The organism is Pseudomonas sp. A014 (assembly GCF_052378495.1).
GTDB lineage: Bacteria > Pseudomonadota > Gammaproteobacteria > Pseudomonadales > Pseudomonadaceae > Aquipseudomonas > Aquipseudomonas machongensis.
The window spans coordinates 4,965,417-4,981,002 of the sequence record NZ_CP199001.1 but is presented as its reverse complement, the minus strand read 5'-3'; the positions used below and the strand labels follow the sequence as shown (position 1 = coordinate 4,981,002).

General features: G+C 63.5%; 13 protein-coding genes. 1 reads left to right on the top strand and 12 read right to left on the bottom strand.

The features are described 5' to 3' along the window. Positions 1-15 precede the first annotated feature (15 nt). On the bottom strand, positions 16-231 hold the full coding sequence (locus tag ACTYOL_RS23120; RefSeq protein ID WP_054892498.1) for a DUF3820 family protein: 216 nt from the start codon (positions 229-231) through the stop codon (positions 16-18). Between the two features lie 224 nt (positions 232-455). Here ACTYOL_RS23120 and ACTYOL_RS23115 point away from each other — a divergent pair, with 224 nt between their 5' ends. Next, a complete protein-coding gene (locus ACTYOL_RS23115; protein WP_063546110.1) occupies positions 456-932 on the top strand; it encodes a ferritin-like domain-containing protein in 477 nt (158 codons plus the stop codon). Here ACTYOL_RS23115 and ACTYOL_RS23110 read toward each other — a convergent pair. The 11 genes from ACTYOL_RS23110 to ACTYOL_RS23060 form a co-directional block, all read right to left on the bottom strand. Continuing rightward, positions 929-2,434 carry a sensor domain-containing diguanylate cyclase gene (locus ACTYOL_RS23110; protein WP_444757108.1) on the bottom strand — a complete coding sequence of 502 codons (1,506 nt, stop codon included), beginning with the start codon at positions 2,432-2,434 and terminating at the stop codon, positions 929-931. The two genes, ACTYOL_RS23115 and ACTYOL_RS23110, sit on opposite strands and share 4 nt — an antisense overlap. Before the next feature lie 214 nt (positions 2,435-2,648). Further along, a complete protein-coding gene (locus tag ACTYOL_RS23105; RefSeq protein ID WP_444757107.1) occupies positions 2,649-3,980 on the bottom strand; it encodes an OprD family porin in 1,332 nt (443 codons plus the stop codon). Between the two features lie 204 nt (positions 3,981-4,184). After that, on the bottom strand, positions 4,185-4,409 hold the full coding sequence (locus tag ACTYOL_RS23100; RefSeq protein WP_444757106.1) for a hypothetical protein: 225 nt from the start codon (positions 4,407-4,409) through the stop codon (positions 4,185-4,187). 129 nt (positions 4,410-4,538) lie between these two features. Next, the gene (locus ACTYOL_RS23095; RefSeq protein ID WP_323452489.1) at positions 4,539-5,951 is read right to left on the bottom strand and encodes a heavy metal sensor histidine kinase; all 1,413 of its coding nucleotides are present in this window, start codon (positions 5,949-5,951) and stop codon (positions 4,539-4,541) included. Then, the gene (locus ACTYOL_RS23090) at positions 5,926-6,600 is read right to left on the bottom strand and encodes a heavy metal response regulator transcription factor (protein WP_063546106.1); all 675 of its coding nucleotides are present in this window, start codon (positions 6,598-6,600) and stop codon (positions 5,926-5,928) included. The genes ACTYOL_RS23095 and ACTYOL_RS23090 overlap by 26 nt, the downstream gene beginning before the upstream one ends. Before the next feature lie 9 nt (positions 6,601-6,609). Next, a complete protein-coding gene (locus ACTYOL_RS23085; protein ID WP_444757105.1) occupies positions 6,610-9,699 on the bottom strand; it encodes a multidrug efflux RND transporter permease subunit in 3,090 nt (1,029 codons plus the stop codon). Further along, positions 9,696-10,859, bottom strand: a complete 1,164-nt coding sequence (locus tag ACTYOL_RS23080; RefSeq protein WP_444757104.1) for an efflux RND transporter periplasmic adaptor subunit — start codon at positions 10,857-10,859, stop codon at positions 9,696-9,698. The genes ACTYOL_RS23085 and ACTYOL_RS23080 overlap by 4 nt, the downstream gene beginning before the upstream one ends. 476 nt (positions 10,860-11,335) lie before the next feature. Beyond that, on the bottom strand, positions 11,336-12,070 hold the full coding sequence (locus ACTYOL_RS23075; protein ID WP_153774763.1) for a YkgJ family cysteine cluster protein: 735 nt from the start codon (positions 12,068-12,070) through the stop codon (positions 11,336-11,338). Then, positions 12,067-12,378: a hypothetical protein gene (locus ACTYOL_RS23070; protein ID WP_054892507.1), complete on the bottom strand. Its 312-nt coding sequence runs from the start codon at positions 12,376-12,378 to the stop codon at positions 12,067-12,069. Before ACTYOL_RS23070 ends, ACTYOL_RS23075 begins: the two co-directional genes overlap by 4 nt. 90 nt (positions 12,379-12,468) lie before the next feature. After that, positions 12,469-13,368: a chemotaxis protein gene (locus tag ACTYOL_RS23065; protein ID WP_054892508.1), complete on the bottom strand. Its 900-nt coding sequence runs from the start codon at positions 13,366-13,368 to the stop codon at positions 12,469-12,471. A gap of 103 nt (positions 13,369-13,471) precedes the next feature. After that, positions 13,472-15,499: an autotransporter outer membrane beta-barrel domain-containing protein gene (locus ACTYOL_RS23060; RefSeq protein ID WP_444757103.1), complete on the bottom strand. Its 2,028-nt coding sequence runs from the start codon at positions 15,497-15,499 to the stop codon at positions 13,472-13,474. Between the last annotated feature and the right edge of the window lie 87 nt (positions 15,500-15,586).

The window sequence follows — 15,586 nt, the reverse complement described above, 5'->3', positions numbered from 1 at the left end:
CCTCCACCACCGATCTCAACGTTTGTGCCGCAAGGGCACCAACAACTCCCCCAGACCGTTGTGGTCGATCTCATGCATCAATGCCAGCAACCCGCCCAGCTCTCCGGGCGGAAACCCCTTGCGCGCGAACCAGGCCAGGTAGTCGCCCGGCAGATCGGCGATGATCCGGCCTTGGTATTTGCCGAAGGGCATGGTCCGTGTGACCAGCAGTTGCAGGGATTCGGGTTTCATTCGGTGAACCTGGTGCGCTGAAAACGCCGACCATACAGCAATCGCTGCGCGCATCCACCCTGCAATCTGCACGAGCGCGCAAGCGGCAATCATGCAGAACACCGCTTCCCTGCCGTTGCGCTTAAAAAATAACTATATGATTTTCAAGGATTTTTAATATTTTCCAGGCTTGGCATGAAGACTGCTCCTGTCATAGGGACTATCACCTGCCAAGGAGTTACCCCATGAGCAACCCCAACAAAGACGTGATCGACGTGCTGAACAACCTGATCGAGTACAGCAAGGATGGCGAGAAGGGTTTCAAGGAGTCGGCCGATGACGTCAAGAATCCTGAACTGAAGGCCTTCTTCGTCCAGCGTGCCGGCGAATGCGCCAGCGCCGCAGGCGAGTTGCAGAGCGAAGTACGCCGTCTCGGTGGCGACCCGGAAACCTCCACCAGCTTCAGCGGCGATCTGCACCGTGGCTGGGTCAACCTCAAGTCGATGGTGACCGGCAAGGATGAAGAAGCGGTGCTCAACGAAGTGGAGCGGGGCGAGGACCATGCGCTGAAGGCCTACAAAGAGGCTCGCGAGAAGCTGGTCAAACTCGGCCGCGGCGCCAGTGATCAAACCTATGCGCTGGTGGAGAAGCAGCTGCAAGGCGTACAGCGCAATCACGACCAGGTGAAAGTGCTGCGTGACGCTGCCCGCGCCCGCTCCTAAGCAACAGGCGTGACAGGCCCTTCTACCCGGTTACGGCCCCCCGCCTTGGCCCGGTAAAGAGCTTCATCCGCGGCACCCAGCACTGCTGTCAGGTCGTGCTGGGTGCCGGGTTGGTAAAGGCCGATGCCAATGCTGACCGTGATCGGTCGCTCATCGGCCCCGAATCGCGGCATCGCCTCGACACTCAGGCGAATGCGTTCGGCCAGCAGCAACGCGCCGGCCAGTTCGGTTTCCGGCAGCACCACCTGAAACTCCTCGCCACCATAACGCGCTGCCAGGTCGGCCGGCCTGCGAATGCAGCGATTGATGGTGCGCGCCACCTCACGCAGGGCATGATCGCCGCCGGCATGACCGTGGCGCTGGTTGAACGCCTTGAAGTGATCCACATCCACCATCAGTACCGCCAGCGCCGAGCGGTTGCGTTGCGCGCGCGCCCATTCCTGGCGCAGGACCTGATCGAGGCGACGTCGGTTTGCCAGGCCCGTGAGGCTGTCGGTGGCTGCCAGCGTGGCCAGGCCTTGCTCGGCATCGTGGCGCCGACGCAGTTCGCGCCCCAGCAGCACGGTCAGCCAGAGTATGCCCAGGCACAGCACCCCCGTGGCCAGGCCGACGATCAGCGCCGTGCGCCGCCAGGCCTGGAAGACTTCGGAAGAAGAGTGCGCCACCAGCACGATCAGCGGCAGTTCGCCCACGCGCGCAAACGTATACATGCGCCGCTCGTCGAACAGGTTCGAGTGCGCGCTGAAGCTACCACTGTGCTCCTGGAGAATGCGCTGGAAATTGGGTTGCTGGCTGAAGTCGCTGCCGATCGCTGGGTCTTGTGGCCGGGTCGGCTCGCGAGCGAGCAACTGGCCGCTGGTGTTGAGCAGGTTGATGCTGCTGTGCTCGCCGATGTCCAGCCGCTGGAACAGTTCGTTGAAATATGACAGGCGCAGGGCGCCGGTGGCCAGGCCTGCGAACTTACCGTTGGGGCCGGGGATGCGCCGGCTGAAACTGATGCACCAGTCCAGATCGCCAAGCCGCGCCTTGAACGGTGGGCCGACCAGCAGACCGAGGTTGGCGTTGGCCTGGTGGGCCTTGAACACCCCCGTGCCGGCAAAGTTCGCCTGGCGTGGAATGATGCTGGTGGAGTCGCCCACCACATCGCCTTGGGCGTCGAGCCACAGCACATCGCCGCGGCTGCGGTCGACGAAGGCCTGGTTGAACAGCAGGCGTTGGCGCAACGGGCCAGGCACCTTCGGCAGCTCGCTGCGCCCGACCGCCCAGATCAGTCCCTTGAGCGACTGGTCATAGAGTTCGGCGTTGCGCAGGATGTCACTTTCGATGAGCTGGACGATGTTGCTTGAGGCGCGGATGGAGGACTGTTCGACACTGTCCCGTTCGCGGCCGAGCAGATAGCTGACGATGCCTACAATCGCGAGCACGGCGAGGCAACTGCCCAGATTGAGGATCAGCTCGGGGTGAGGCCTGGGGAGGATGGGGCGCGGGGATCGGGTGTGCAACATCGGGCTCGCTACTGCATAGGCCCCTCTTTCCGTGAGGGTAGGGCTATAAAGCGGCGGCGATATTCTAGGGAAGTGGCAATTGTCGGACAAGATTAGTCCGTCGGAAATGCATCAGGGGTTCGCGGGACGAGCCCGCCCCTACAGGACTGTAGGAGCGGGCTCGTCCCGCGATCACCGGCAACGCCGGTGCCATCCGCTGAGAGAGGGCCGATCAGAACACGTTCAGCGGATAGTCGACGATCACACGCAACTCGTCGTTGTCGTTATCCACAGCCGAGTACCCCTGGCTGCCACGATGGCTGGCATAGCGCAGCAGCACCGACAGGTCCTTGAACTGGCCTTCCTGGAACACGTACTTCACGTCCAGGTCGCGTTCCCAGTGGCGCGCATCCTTGCCGTCCTCGCTGTACCAGTGGCCATAGCCGACGCTGTTCGGATCGGCCTTGGTGAGGTCCAGCTTGCCGCGCGAATACGACAGCGACGAGGTCAGCCCCGGGATGCCGAGCCCGGCGAAGTCATAGTCGTACTGCAGCTTCCAGGAGCGCTCGTTAGGGCCGTTGAAGTCCGAGTACATGCGCGAGTTGTCGAGGTAGATGCTGTCGCCCAGGTTGATGTAGTCGAATGGCGTATTGCCGTTGACCCGCTGGTAGGCGGCAGTGACGCTGTGATGACCGGCCGCCACGGTGAAGTGCAGGCTGTAGGTGTTGTTGTCGATCTTGCCCAGTTTCGACTGGCCAGTGTCCCGGGTGTGATAGAAGTGCACGCCCGGGTTGAGGCTGACCAGATCATTGACCGCGTAGGTGTAGTCGACGTCGGCGTAATACTGGTTCCAGATGTCTTTCAGTTCGGCGGCATAGAGGTTGGCGGTGATGTTCTCGGTGCCGTTCCACGCGGCGCCAGCCCACGACAGGTGCTTGCTGCGCTGGTCGTCGGTCTGCTGGCTGTAGTAGGTGTCGATGCGGCGGTGGCCGCTTTGGTTGTAGGGCTTGGTGAAGCTCACCTGGCCGCCTTCGAGCAGCAACCCTTCGACGCTGGTGTTGGTCAGTGCCACACCACGGAAGGTCTGCGGCAGCATGCGCGTCTCGCCACCGGCGATCACTGGGTTGGTGAGGAACAGGTCACCGGCTTTCAGTTCAGTGTCGAAGCCCTTGAGCTTGACCGCGGCGCCTGCGGTGGAGAACGAATGCGGCGCGGCGCCCAGTTCGTCTTCGTTCTTCTGGTGGGTCGGCAGGATGCTGGTGCCCGCGTGGCCGCCACCGCCATCGAGCTTCAGGCCCAGCATGGCGTGGGCATCGACACCGAAACCGATCACACCGGGCGTATAGCCCGACTCGAAGCGGGCGACGGCGCCCTGGCCCCACTCGCGATTGTCGCGCACACCCTGGTTGAGCTGGTTGCGGTTGAAGTAGGCGTTGCGAAAGTGCAGGTTCAGCGACGAACCCTCGATGAAACCATCAGCTTTTTCGTCGTCCGCCTGGGCGGCATGGGGAATCGTTGCGGCCAATGCAACGAACAGAGGCGTGAAACGGAAAGCGAGGGACACGAGTAAATGCTCCTTTGGTCTAACAGTGAGGCAGTTTCTAATTGTCGGAATTGCAGTTTCTTATGAGGGACGTTACAAACCGGCTGATAATTAAAGCGCATAAAAAAAGCCGCTGATGCGCAGCGGCTTTAAAAGGCTAACATATCGACACAGGCACTGCCCATGGCGTAGCCGGGGGAAAACAGGGCGTGTTCCGGCTGCCGATCAGCTGTCGGCACTGTCATCGTTCGTGACTTTGGAAGCTGTCTGTTGCGCGTCTTTTACCGCACCTTGATGCTTCGCGGCATAGGCGTCCTGCGACTGTTGCAGGGTGGCGGCGATCTCTGCGTTACGGGCGACGAAGGCCGGCGATTCCTCAGCCATGGCCAGGGGCGACAACAACAGGGACGACAGGACGAAGACGCTGGCAATACCCATACTGTTGGACATTTGAAACAACCTTCTTGCGTGGCAAGTGTGAGTGAAGACAGGGCTAAGTTAGTCCTGAAGAGGCACTTGAAACAGCACCGCAGAGGATAATCACTCTTGCGCAAAAAGTAAGAATGACTGCGTGGGTCTTCAGACTTTTACCCTGAACCCGCGTAGTTGAGCGCTCGGCAGGTTGATGCCGAAAGTATTGGCGCCCCCTTCGCTGCGTACAAAAACACTGCCGCCATGCATCAGCGCAATGGCCTTGACGATCGCCAACCCCAACCCATGGTTACCACCGCCGCTGTTGCTGCGCGCGGCGTCCACCCGATAGAAGCGTTCGAACAGTAGCGGCAGGTGCGCTTCATCGATAGCCGGGCCGGGGTTGCTTACGGCGATGCTGACCCGCTCTTGCTCAACGTCGATTCGCACCTGGATCACCTGCCCGGGCGCAGTGTGTTGTACCGCGTTGTTCAGCAGGTTGATGAGCGCGCGGCGCAGTTGCGCCTTTTCGATCGGGGCCTGGGCATCGCCGCTGACCTCGACGCTGACGCGCGCGTCTTCGAGGATGTAGTCCAGGTAGTCGAGGGTGGTCGCCACTTCCTCGGCCAGTGACGCCTGGGTCAGGGCGGTGGCCTTGCTGCCCTGGTCGGCGCTGGCGAGAAACAGCATGTCGTTGATGATGCTGCGCAACCGTTCGAGTTCCTCAAGATTCGATTGCAGCACTTCGAAGTAGTGCTCGGCGCTGCGCCCGCGGGTCAGGGCCACTTGGGTCTGTCCGATCAGGTTGGTCAGCGGCGAGCGCAGTTCGTGGGCAACGTCGGCGTTGAAGGCTTCGAGCCGCGAATAGGCCTGGCTGACCCGGTCGAGCGCGGCGTTGAAAGCCTCGGCAAACTGCGCCAGCTCCGGCGGTAAGTCCTGGGTGCGCAGGCGTCCGTCCAGGCGCGGTGGGGCCAGCGCCTGGGCCTCGGCTGACAGCGCCAGCAGTGGGCGCAGGCCGATGCGTGCGACCCAGTAGGCCAACAGCGAGGCCAGCAGCACACCGAGTACGGCCAGGCCGACAATGGCCACCAGCAGGCTGTGCTGGGCCTGCCAGAAGGTTTGGGTGTCGATACCGATCATGAAGCGTACCGCCGGCCGTTCACCCAGTGCCGGCAGTTGGCTGACCAGGATCTTGAACGGGTAGGGGTTGTCGGCCAGGCGCAGGTCGCGCATGCCTTCCGGGCCCTGGGCGAAGCGGCGCAACTGTTCGTTGGGGTGGCCGTACTCGAAGCGCGGATCATCGCTGACCACCCAGAAGCGGATGCGCCGGTCTTCTTCGGCCAGCAGGTTGAGTTTGTTGTGGATCTTCGCCCAGTGTTCCAGGGTGCCGAAGCGGTTGAGGGTGGACTCCAGCACGCTGAAACGCGCATCCAGCTCCGCTGCTGGCAGCAGGTCGAGGCTGCGGTCGACCTGGCGATACAACGCACTGCCGATCAGCACGAACACCGCCAGCGCCACCAGCGTGAACAGCAGCGACAGGCGCAGGGCCAGGGAGTTAGCCCGCACGGTTTTCCAGGACATAGCCCATGCCTCGAATGGTGTGCAGCAGCTTGTTGTCGAACGGCCCATCGAGCTTGGCGCGCAGGCGCTTGATCGCGACCTCGACAACATTGGCGTCGCTGTCGAAATTGATGTCCCAGACCAGCTCGGCAATGGCGGTCTTGGACAGGATCTCGCCCTGGCGCCGGGCCAGCACGCTGAGCAACGAGAACTCCTTGGCGGTCAGCTCCAGACGCTGGCCCGCGCGGCTGGCCTTGCGCGCCATCAGGTCGATCCACAGGTCGGCGACCTGGATTTGCAGCGGCTCGTGGCTGGTGCTGCGACGGGTCAGGGCCTGCAGGCGGGCTACGAGTTCGAGGAAGGAGAACGGCTTGCCCAGGTAATCGTCAGCACCTTCGCGCAGGCCATGAATGCGGTCCTCGACCCGCTCGCGGGCGGTGAGCATGATCACCGGCGTCTGCTTGCGCGCACGCAGGGCGCGCAGCACGCCGTAGCCATCCAGGCCCGGGAGCATGACGTCGAGCACGATCACCGCGTAGTCGCCTTCGAGCGCCAGGTGCAGGCCATCGATGCCATCGCGGGCCAGGTCGACGGTGAAGCCCTGCTCGGTCAGGCCACGATGCAGGTAGTCGGCGGTTTTTTCTTCGTCTTCGACGATCAGCACACGCATGGGTTTGTCTCAACTGGCAGTCGCGGCCGCGTTGGCGACCTTGCGGCGGTGGAACAGGCGTTCCAGGGCCAAGTATATGACGGGGGTGGTGAACAGCGTCAGCGCCTGGCTGACCAGCAGGCCGCCGACCACCGCGATACCCAGCGGTTGGCGCAGCTCGGCACCGGCTCCGAAGCCGAACATCAGCGGCACAGCGCCGAGCAGGGCAGCGAGGGTGGTCATGATGATCGGCCGGAAGCGCGTCAGGCAGGCCTGGTGGATCGCCTGCTCGGGTGTCATGCCCTGCGTGCGCTGGGCATCGAGGGCGAAGTCGATGAGCAGGATGCCATTCTTCTTGACGATACCGATCAGCAGCACGATGCCGATCAGGCCCATGATGGTGAAGTCCTGGCCCATGGCCCAGAGTAGGATCAGTGCACCAAGCCCCGCCGAGGGCAGGGTGGAGATGATCGTCAGCGGGTGCACGAAGCTCTCGTAGAGCACACCGAGGATGATGTACACCGCCACCAGTGCGGCGAGGATCAGCCACGGCTGGCTCGACAGCGAACTCTGGAACGCCTGTGCCGCGCCCTGGAAACTGCCGACGATGGCGTCGGGCATGCCCAGCTCGCGCTGGGTCTGTTCGAGGATGCGCACCGCATCACCCAGGGCCACGCCGGGGGCGAGGTTGAACGACAGGTTGGCGGCCGGGAACAGGCCGTCGTGGGCGATCGACAGCGGGCCGGTGCTGGGCGGTGCGACATGGGCCAGGGCCGACAGCGGCACCATCTCGCCCGACAACGGCGAGCGCAGGTAGAAGTAGTTAAGGCTCTCGGCCTTGCCGCGCTGGCGGGCATCGAGTTCGAGGATCACCTTGTACTGGTTGGTCTCGGTCTGGAACTCGCTGATCTGGCGCTGGCCGAAGGCGTCGTACAACGCCTGGTCGACGTCGGTGGTGGTCAGGCCGAAGCGTGCGGCGGCCTGGCGGTCGATGTCGATGTGGGTGACGCTGGCGCCCAGTTGCAGGTCGTTGGACAGGTCGCGCAATGCCGGGTTTTCCCGCAGGCGTTCGGTCAGGCGCTGGGTCCACAGGTTCAGGGCCACGCCATCGTTGCTCTTGAGCACGTACTGGTACTGGGTGCGCGACGGGCCGGAGCTGAGGTTGATGTCCTGGCCGGCGCGCAGGTACAGGACGATGCCGGGCACCTGGGCGAGTTTCGGGCGCAGGCGGTCGATCAGTTCGCTGGCCGATACATCGCGCTCGCCGCGGGGCTTGAGACTGATCCAGAAACGGCCGTTGGCGATGGTCTGGTTGCTGCCGGTGACCCCGACGGAATGGGAGAAGGCGCGCACCGCAGGGTCGGCTTCGATGATCTTTGCCAGGGCCTTGTGCTTCTCGATCATCGCCGGATACGACACGTCGGCTGCGGCCTCGCTGGTGCCGAGGATGAAGCCGGTGTCCTGCAGCGGGAAGAAACCCTTGGGGATGGCGACATAGCCGATCACTGCCAACGCCAGGGTCAGGCCGAACACACCCAGCGTCAGGCGTTGGTGGGCGAGGGCGCGGTCCAGGCCCTTTTCGTACCAGCGCATCAGGCGCTGGCCAAAGCCGTCGTGGTGTTCCTGCGGCGGTTTGCGCATGAACAAGGCACAGAGGGTCGGGGCCAAGGTCAGTGATACCACCACCGAAATCAGGATGGTCGAGGTGGCCGTCAGGGCGAATTCCTTGAACAATCGCCCGACCACGCCGCCCATGAACAGCAGCGGAATGAACGCGGCGATCAGCGAGAAGCTGATCGAGATCACCGTGAAGCCGATCTCGCCGGCGCCCTTGATCGCTGCGGTGCGGCTGTCATCGCCGGCCTCCAGGTGACGGTGGATGTTTTCCACCACCACGATGGCGTCGTCGACCACGAAGCCCACGGCGATGACGATGGCCACCAGTGTGAGGTTGTTGAGGCTGAAGCCTGCCACGTACATCAGTGCACAACTGGCGATCAGCGATACCCCCAGCACGCTGGAGACGACCAGGGTTGCCGACCACTGGCGCAGGAACAGCGCCATCACCCCGATCACCAGTACCACCGCGATCATCAGCGTCAGTTCCACTTCATGCAGCGAGGCGCGGATGGTCTGGGTGCGGTCGTTGAGTACCGACACCTCGACCGAGGCCGGGAGCATTTCCTGCAAGCGGGGCAGGGCGTCGAGCACGCGATCGACGGTGTCGACGATGTTGGCGCCGGGCTGGCGGAAGATCACCAGATTCAGCCCAGGTTTGTCCCCGGACCAGGATTTGACATAGGCGTTCTCGGCGCCTTCGATCACCTTGGCTACGTCCTGCAGGCGCACCGGGGCGCCGTTGCGGTAGCTGACGATGAGCTGGGCGTAGTCTTCGGGGTGGAACAACTGGTCGTTGGCGGCGATGGTCGAGACACTGTGTTCGCCGTACAGCGCGCCCTTGGCCAGGTTCAGGCTGGTCTGCTGGATGGCCTGGCGGATATCGGCCAAGGTCAGGCCGATGGCCGCGAGCTTCTCGGGCTGCGCCTGCACGCGAATCGCGGGGCGCAGTTGGCCGGTGATGTTGATCAGGCCGACCCCGTCGATCTGGCTGAGCTGGCGTGCCAGCAGGGTTTCGGTGTAGTCGCTGAGCTCGTTGCCAGGCATCTGCTCGGAGCTGACGGTCAGCACCAGCACGGGGCTGTCGGCCGGGTTGACCTTGCGCCAGGTCGGTGGGCTGGGCAGGTCCTGCGGCAGGCGCGCAGTGGCAGTGTTGATCGCGGCCTGGACTTCCTGGGCGGCGGTGTCGATGTTCTTGTCGAGGGTGAACTGCAGGATCAGCGTGGTCGAGCCCAGTGCGCTGCTGCTGGTCATCTGGGTCATGCCGGGGATGGCGCTGAACTGCACCTCCAGCGGCGTCGCCACCGACGACGCCATGGTTTCCGGGCTCGCGCCGGGAAGCTGTGCGGTGACCTGGATGGTCGGGAAATCTGCCTCGGGTAACGGCGCCACCGGCAGGCGCGGAAAGGCGATGGCCCCCAGCAGCACCAGGGCGAAGGTCAGCAGCAGGGTGGCGATGGGGTGGTCGATGCACCAGGCCGAAACGCCTTTGCGGGTGATCATGGCTGGCTCCGGCGGTCAGCCACTTCGGGGCTGGCGGGCACGTCGGGGGCAACCTCGACCCGTGCCCCGGGCTTGAGGCGCGACTGGCCGTCGAGCACCAGGCGATCACCGGCCTTGACCCCGGCGACGATGTTCAGGTCGCTGTCCTGGTAGAGCACCTTGACCGGTACGCTGGCGACCTTGTCGCCATCGAGGCGGTAGACGTAATGACCATCGACGCCGCGCTGCACCACCGGTGGCGGCACCACCAGCGCCTGCTCATCGACAGCGGTGCGCAGGCGGATGGTCACCAGTTGGCCGGGCCACAGCAGGCCATCCTTGTTGTCGAATTCGGCCTTGATGCGCACGGTGCCGGTGTTGGCCGAGATCTGGTTATCGATCAGCGCCAGATGGCCCTGGCCGAGCAGGCTGCGTTCGCCGTCGGCGTCCATGTAAGCCTCGACCACCGCCGGGGAGGGCGCTTTGAGCAGCGTCTGCAGAGTCGGCAGCATCTGCTGGGGCAGGGCGAACTCGACGGCGATCGGGTCGATCTGGGTGACGCTGAACAGACCCTGGGTGTCGCTGCTGCGCACCAGGTTACCGGGGTCGACATTGCGAATGCCGACGCGACCGGTCACCGGTGAGCGGATCTGCGTGTACGACAGCTGTACTTCGGCATTGGCGATGGCCGCCTGGTTGCCCTTGACCGTGGCCTGGAGTTGATTCACCAGCGCCTGTTGCTGGTCGAGGGTCTGCTTCGAGACGCCGTCGTCGCTGCTCAGCAGGCGGTAGCGCTTGAGGTCGACACCGGCCACTTGCAACTGGGCCTGGCTCTGGCCGAGCTGGGCGCGGGCCTGCTCGAGGCTGGCACGGATCGCGCGGTCGTCGAGGGTGGCGAGCAGATCGCCTTCCTTGACCCACTGGCCCTCCTTGACCAGCACCTGGGTGAGGATGCCCTCGACCTGCGGGCGTACATCGACGCTGTGCAGCGACAGCACCGAGCCGATGGCGCTGGCAAAGCGCGGCACGTCCTGCTGGGTGACGCTGACCACTCTCACCGGCACGGCGTTTTGCGCGCGTGGGGCAGGCGTGTCCTGGCGCAGGCGCAGCCAACCGGTCAAGGCGATCAGCAGGAGGATGGCCAGGGCGGCGAGGACGAGGGGGCGGGAGGGACGTCGCATCGGGGCTGGTACCGGTCAGTGGGGGAGGGCTGGAAACCGTGCTGGCGTCTCGCGGCTCCAGACTTTTGTCAGGTTCTTTTCTGCTTATAGCCCGCCGATCGGGTCGGCAACGTGACGTCTGGCTGACAGCGCTGACAGTTTCCAATCATTGATGGCCAGTTGCCAAGGAATTGCGCTGGACCAGTGCTCTCCGGGATTTGCCCTGGAGTCGAACGCCAACGTTGGAGGTGAGGCGCCGCAGATTCCAGCCCAGTGCGATACCTGTAAGAGCAACTGTCTGGTTCAAAATCTGAAGGTCAGCCCAATCCCTGTGGGAGCGGCGGTTCGGCGCCCCGATTTACCCGCGAAAAAGACACCGCGCTGCCTGGCACGGGCTACGCCCGTGTTCGCGGGGCAAGTCGCAGCGGCGAACCGCCGCTCCCACAGGGATTGGGCTGGCTTCTAGATTTTGAGCCAGACAGTTGATCCACACGCACTCAGAACCCGATAAAGGCGTAGTACACCGGCGCTTCGCCGGTCGTCAGCAGCCCATGCCCCTGCAGCCCGTCGGCCAGTTCGGCATCTTGCACATGCACAGTCCATGGCACGTGCGCTTGATCGCTCACCTGATCCAACGCCGCGAGAAACGCCTGCATGTCTGGCAGCCAGGCGGTAAAACCGTTGCCCTTGAGCGCGCTGGTGGTCATGCCCAGCGCCTGGCAGACGGCAACCTTGGCGGCGATGTCGTCGCGGTCGGCCTGGCGCGAGGCTTCGATCAGTGCGGCCAGTTGCGGGTCGACGGCCCTGTTGCCGACGATCAGTTGCGGGCCTTGTTGCCAGGCTTCGGGTGGGCAATCCTTGGCTTCGACGCGCAGAGGCAGGTGCGGGTTGACCTCGGCCGGATAGATACGACAGACCAGCGGGCGTGTTTCATAGATGCCGCACAGGTTGTTGGCATCCAGGTTGCGACAGCGCCCTGGATTGAAGGCCGCGAAGGTCACCGAGACCCGCACCTCTGCACTCCCGCAAGGCACGGCGAGCGAACGGCGCAGCACATGATCGCGTTGCTCGACCGGCATGCCCGGTCCATCGGTGATGAAGCCTTCGATCAGCACCACGACCTGACCGCCACTGGCAGCCCACTGGCGGGACTCGGCGAGCGTGAGGGGTACGTGGTGGCCGGTGCAGCACTTGCCGCAGCCGGTGCAGGCGAAACGAATGCCGTCGCTCACTTGGCGCCTGGCTTCCATTCGGTGACGTAGGCTTGCTGCTGGGCGCGGTCGTACAGGCACAGTTCGGTGCCTGTCTGGTTCTTCATGGATTTTGGCTTGTACACGCCTTCGATCAGCAGGGCGCTGTAGGCGGTGCGGTCGTCGAATTCGGCGGGCTTGCCCAGGGCGTGGGCGTCCTTGAACTGGCTGGCGGCCAGGCAGCGCTTGACCATCTGCTGGCGGTACTCGTTCCAGGCGTCGGGGCTGGAGGCCTGGGCAAGACCACTGGTCATGGCGAGGGCAATCAGGGCAATGCGAAGAAGGGTCATAAGCGGTACCGGCAAGAAAACCTCGGAAGGGGAGTGATTATGCCCGAGTCCTCCCCACCATCAAGTGAAGGCATTGTGTCGCCAGATGTATCAGCGCTCGGCGAACCCGACCGCTCGCGCCGCGACGACGAGGCAGTCGGTCAGCTCGGGCGAGGAGAACTTGGTGAGAATCGCGTTGGCGCCTGCGACCTTGGCTTTTTCGGCGCTCATGGCGCTGTCCAGCGAGGTGTGCAGCAGCACGTAGAGGTGCTTGAAGTCCGGGGTCTCGCGCACGGTGCGGGTGAAGGCGTAGCCGTCCATCTCGGACATTTCGATGTCCGACACCACGATGTTGATTTCCTGGGCGGTGCCCTGCAGCTCCAGCAGGACGTTGATCGCATCCTTGGCGCTGCGCGCGGTATGGCATTCGACGCCGAGGTGGCGAAGGGTGTGCACCGATTGCTGCAGCGCCACCTGGCTGTCGTCCACCACCAGGATGTTGGCGGCGGCCAGCAGGCTGGCATCTTCTGCGCTGAGCTCGCCGGGATGCGTTTCAGGTTCCGGCGGGGCGATGCCGTGGATGACTTTCTCGATGTCCAGCACCTGTACCAGCGTATTGTCGACCCGGGTCACGCCGGTGATGAAGGAGCGGTTGCCCGAGCCGTAGGGCGGTGGCTTGATGTCGGTGCTCAGGCAATGGACGATGCGGCTGACCGCCTGCACGTGCAGGCCCTGGCGGGTGCGGCTGATGTCGGTGACGATCAGGCAGCCACCGTCCGGGTCGGCCAACGGCATTTCGCCGATCGCCCGCGACAGGTCGATCACCGACAGCGAGTTGCCGCGCAGGGTCGCTACGCCTTTGACGTGGGGATGCGACTCGGGAAGCTTGGTCAGGGGCGGACAGGGGATGATCTCGCTGACCTTGAGCAGGTTGATAGCCATCAGCTTGCCGCTGCGCAGGGTGAACAGCAGCAGGGACAGCGAGTCCGCGCGGGCATTTTGCGTGGCCATGGATAACCTTCGGGCATGTCGGAAAAGGGAGTGGATGCCGGGTTATCGGCCTTTGCCGTTCAGGCTTTAGGCAAAAAAAGAGGGCCTCGCGGCCCTCGAAAGATTACCAGTTGTAACGCACACCCAGGTTCACTCCCCACGGTTGTTCGATGTTGTTGCCTTTCATGTAGTCGAAGCCTGCATTCACCTGCACGGTGTCGGTCACCTGCGCGGCCACACCGGCACCGAGTTCGATGCGGCTGCCCGAGAAGTCGTTGTCGAACTTGTTGCCGTTGACCTTGACCTGATTGTTGCGGGCGAACTCGTGGGCTGCTGCGACCTTCACGTAGGGCTGCACGAAGCCGCCTTTATCCAGAGGGAAGGTACGGCCGACATGGCTACCGACCTTGCCCAGCAAGGAATCGGCATTGGCGGCGCTGGCGCGCATGCCGTTGTCCAGGTTGTAGCTGGCACCGTCGACCCACAGCGTCGACACCTGGGTATAAGGTTCGACGAACCAGCCGTCGTCCAGCTTGATGTGCTTGCCCACTTCGACCGAGGCGCCAATGCCGTTGTTGTTGTATTCGCCCTTGGCCTTGCGGCCATCGCTCATGCGCACGTCAGATGTGTTCTGGAAGCGGTTGGCCTTGATCAATGCATCGACGTACAGGCCATCGTCCGCCAACCAGGTGCTGTAAACACCGATATGGAAGCTGTCGACCTTGCCGCTGGTGCCACCGGACAGGTCCAGGTCAGAGCGGCTGTAGCCACCGGTCACCCCCAGCAGCCACTGGCCGCTGCTCGACGGCAGCGGCGCGTCGGCACCGAACGAAATGCCCTGCTGTACCTGGTCATAGGCGGCACCGGCGCCGGCAGACACCTTGTACTTGTTGCCGTAGGTGCGCATCCAGCCGCCACTCTGGGTGTTGCCGTTGCGCAGTTCACCCATGCGCGAGCGCAGGGTGGTTGCTTCGCCGTACCAAACGGTAGGTGCCGCGCTGAACAGACCGGTGACTGTGCGTGTGCCTGGGGTGGTGGTATCGCCCTTGCGCACCAGGAACCAGTCGTCGCCGCGCTGTTCCAGTTCGTAGGCGAAGGTACCGAAGTCCACTTGGCCGCCGATCAGGTCGAACTGCGAGGTGCTGCCCTCGCCGGTGTGCACGACCTGATGGTCGATCACTGCGGCGTTCGGATCGGTGCCGGTATTTTCCACCAGCAGGTGATGCTCACCGCTGGCCTTGCCGCTGACATCGACGAGGTCGCCCTGGCCGGTACTCAAGTCGGCGCCGAGGACAAAGGTGCCCGAACCGGACAGCTCGCCGAGTTCAAGACGGTTGAGGCCTGCGCTGCCTTCGACGCCGCGCAGGTTCACGGTTCCGCCCTCGAGGTTCAGCTTGTCGACACTGGAGTCACCGGTCAGGGTCCAGATCGAGGTGCCGTCCAGAGCCAGTGAACTGGCGTTGGTGATGGTGCCGGTGAGGCTGGCGTGGTTGGCCAGGGCCAGGTCAAGATGAGAACCATCGTCCACCACGATGTTTCCATCGAGCTGGCTGTTGTTCACCGACACATCGGCAGTGGCCTGGTCTGCCACTTCCAGAATGACACCGTTGCCACCGATCAAGACCGAGCCGTTGTCGATCTGGATATTGACCTTCTCCTCTGTCCGATCCCTCGTCACCTTGATAGCGCTGCCTTCACGCCCGATGACGGTAGACCTGTCGAGTAAAAGATTGGACTCCTTGTTGGCCGCGCCAGTGGTCGCAGAAAAAATCACGATGCCATTGTTGTCGCCGCTGACCACGCTGTTTTCACGAATCCTGGCGTTCGCGCCTGCCACTACTACGCCAACACCTCCAGGGATCAGGTCCGCCCCTGGGGTTCCGGCCAGACCTTCCACTTGCGTATTGCTCAAATCCAGCAGGGCGTCGTTGGTTACATTGATCCCTCTGGCTATTCCCGAAACGAAACTGTTGCTGATGCGGGCACTCGAGGCTTGTTCAAAACCCGAGAGACGTATGCCGAAGGCCTGAGCGTTAGGGCGCGCAGGATCGAGCTTGGCGATGATCCTGCTGGCGTCGATGACGGTATGGCTGTTGTAGAGCGTGATTGCGTTACTACCAACAGCGTTTACGCTGGCACCGTCGATATTCACCTGAGCATGATTGAATGCCGTGATGGCGGCAGTGGATGCTCCGGGTCGTACGCTGAGGGTCGCACCCACGTGGACGAGGTAGGAATA

What these genes read in the sequence shown, in the direction of transcription:
- ACTYOL_RS23120 (WP_054892498.1), bottom strand. Translation starts at nt 231, where the DNA reads ATGAAACCCGAATCCCTGCAACTGCTGGTCACACGGACCATGCCCTTC.
- ACTYOL_RS23115 (WP_063546110.1), top strand. Translation starts at nt 456, where the DNA reads ATGAGCAACCCCAACAAAGACGTGATCGACGTGCTGAACAACCTGATC.
- ACTYOL_RS23100 (WP_444757106.1), bottom strand. Translation starts at nt 4,409, where the DNA reads ATGTCCAACAGTATGGGTATTGCCAGCGTCTTCGTCCTGTCGTCCCTG.
- ACTYOL_RS23095 (WP_323452489.1), bottom strand. Translation starts at nt 5,951, where the DNA reads ATGTCCTGGAAAACCGTGCGGGCTAACTCCCTGGCCCTGCGCCTGTCG.
- ACTYOL_RS23090 (WP_063546106.1), bottom strand. Translation starts at nt 6,600, where the DNA reads ATGCGTGTGCTGATCGTCGAAGACGAAGAAAAAACCGCCGACTACCTG.
- ACTYOL_RS23085 (WP_444757105.1), bottom strand. Translation starts at nt 9,699, where the DNA reads ATGATCACCCGCAAAGGCGTTTCGGCCTGGTGCATCGACCACCCCATC.
- ACTYOL_RS23080 (WP_444757104.1), bottom strand. Translation starts at nt 10,859, where the DNA reads ATGCGACGTCCCTCCCGCCCCCTCGTCCTCGCCGCCCTGGCCATCCTC.
- ACTYOL_RS23070 (WP_054892507.1), bottom strand. Translation starts at nt 12,378, where the DNA reads ATGACCCTTCTTCGCATTGCCCTGATTGCCCTCGCCATGACCAGTGGT.
- ACTYOL_RS23065 (WP_054892508.1), bottom strand. Translation starts at nt 13,368, where the DNA reads ATGGCCACGCAAAATGCCCGCGCGGACTCGCTGTCCCTGCTGCTGTTC.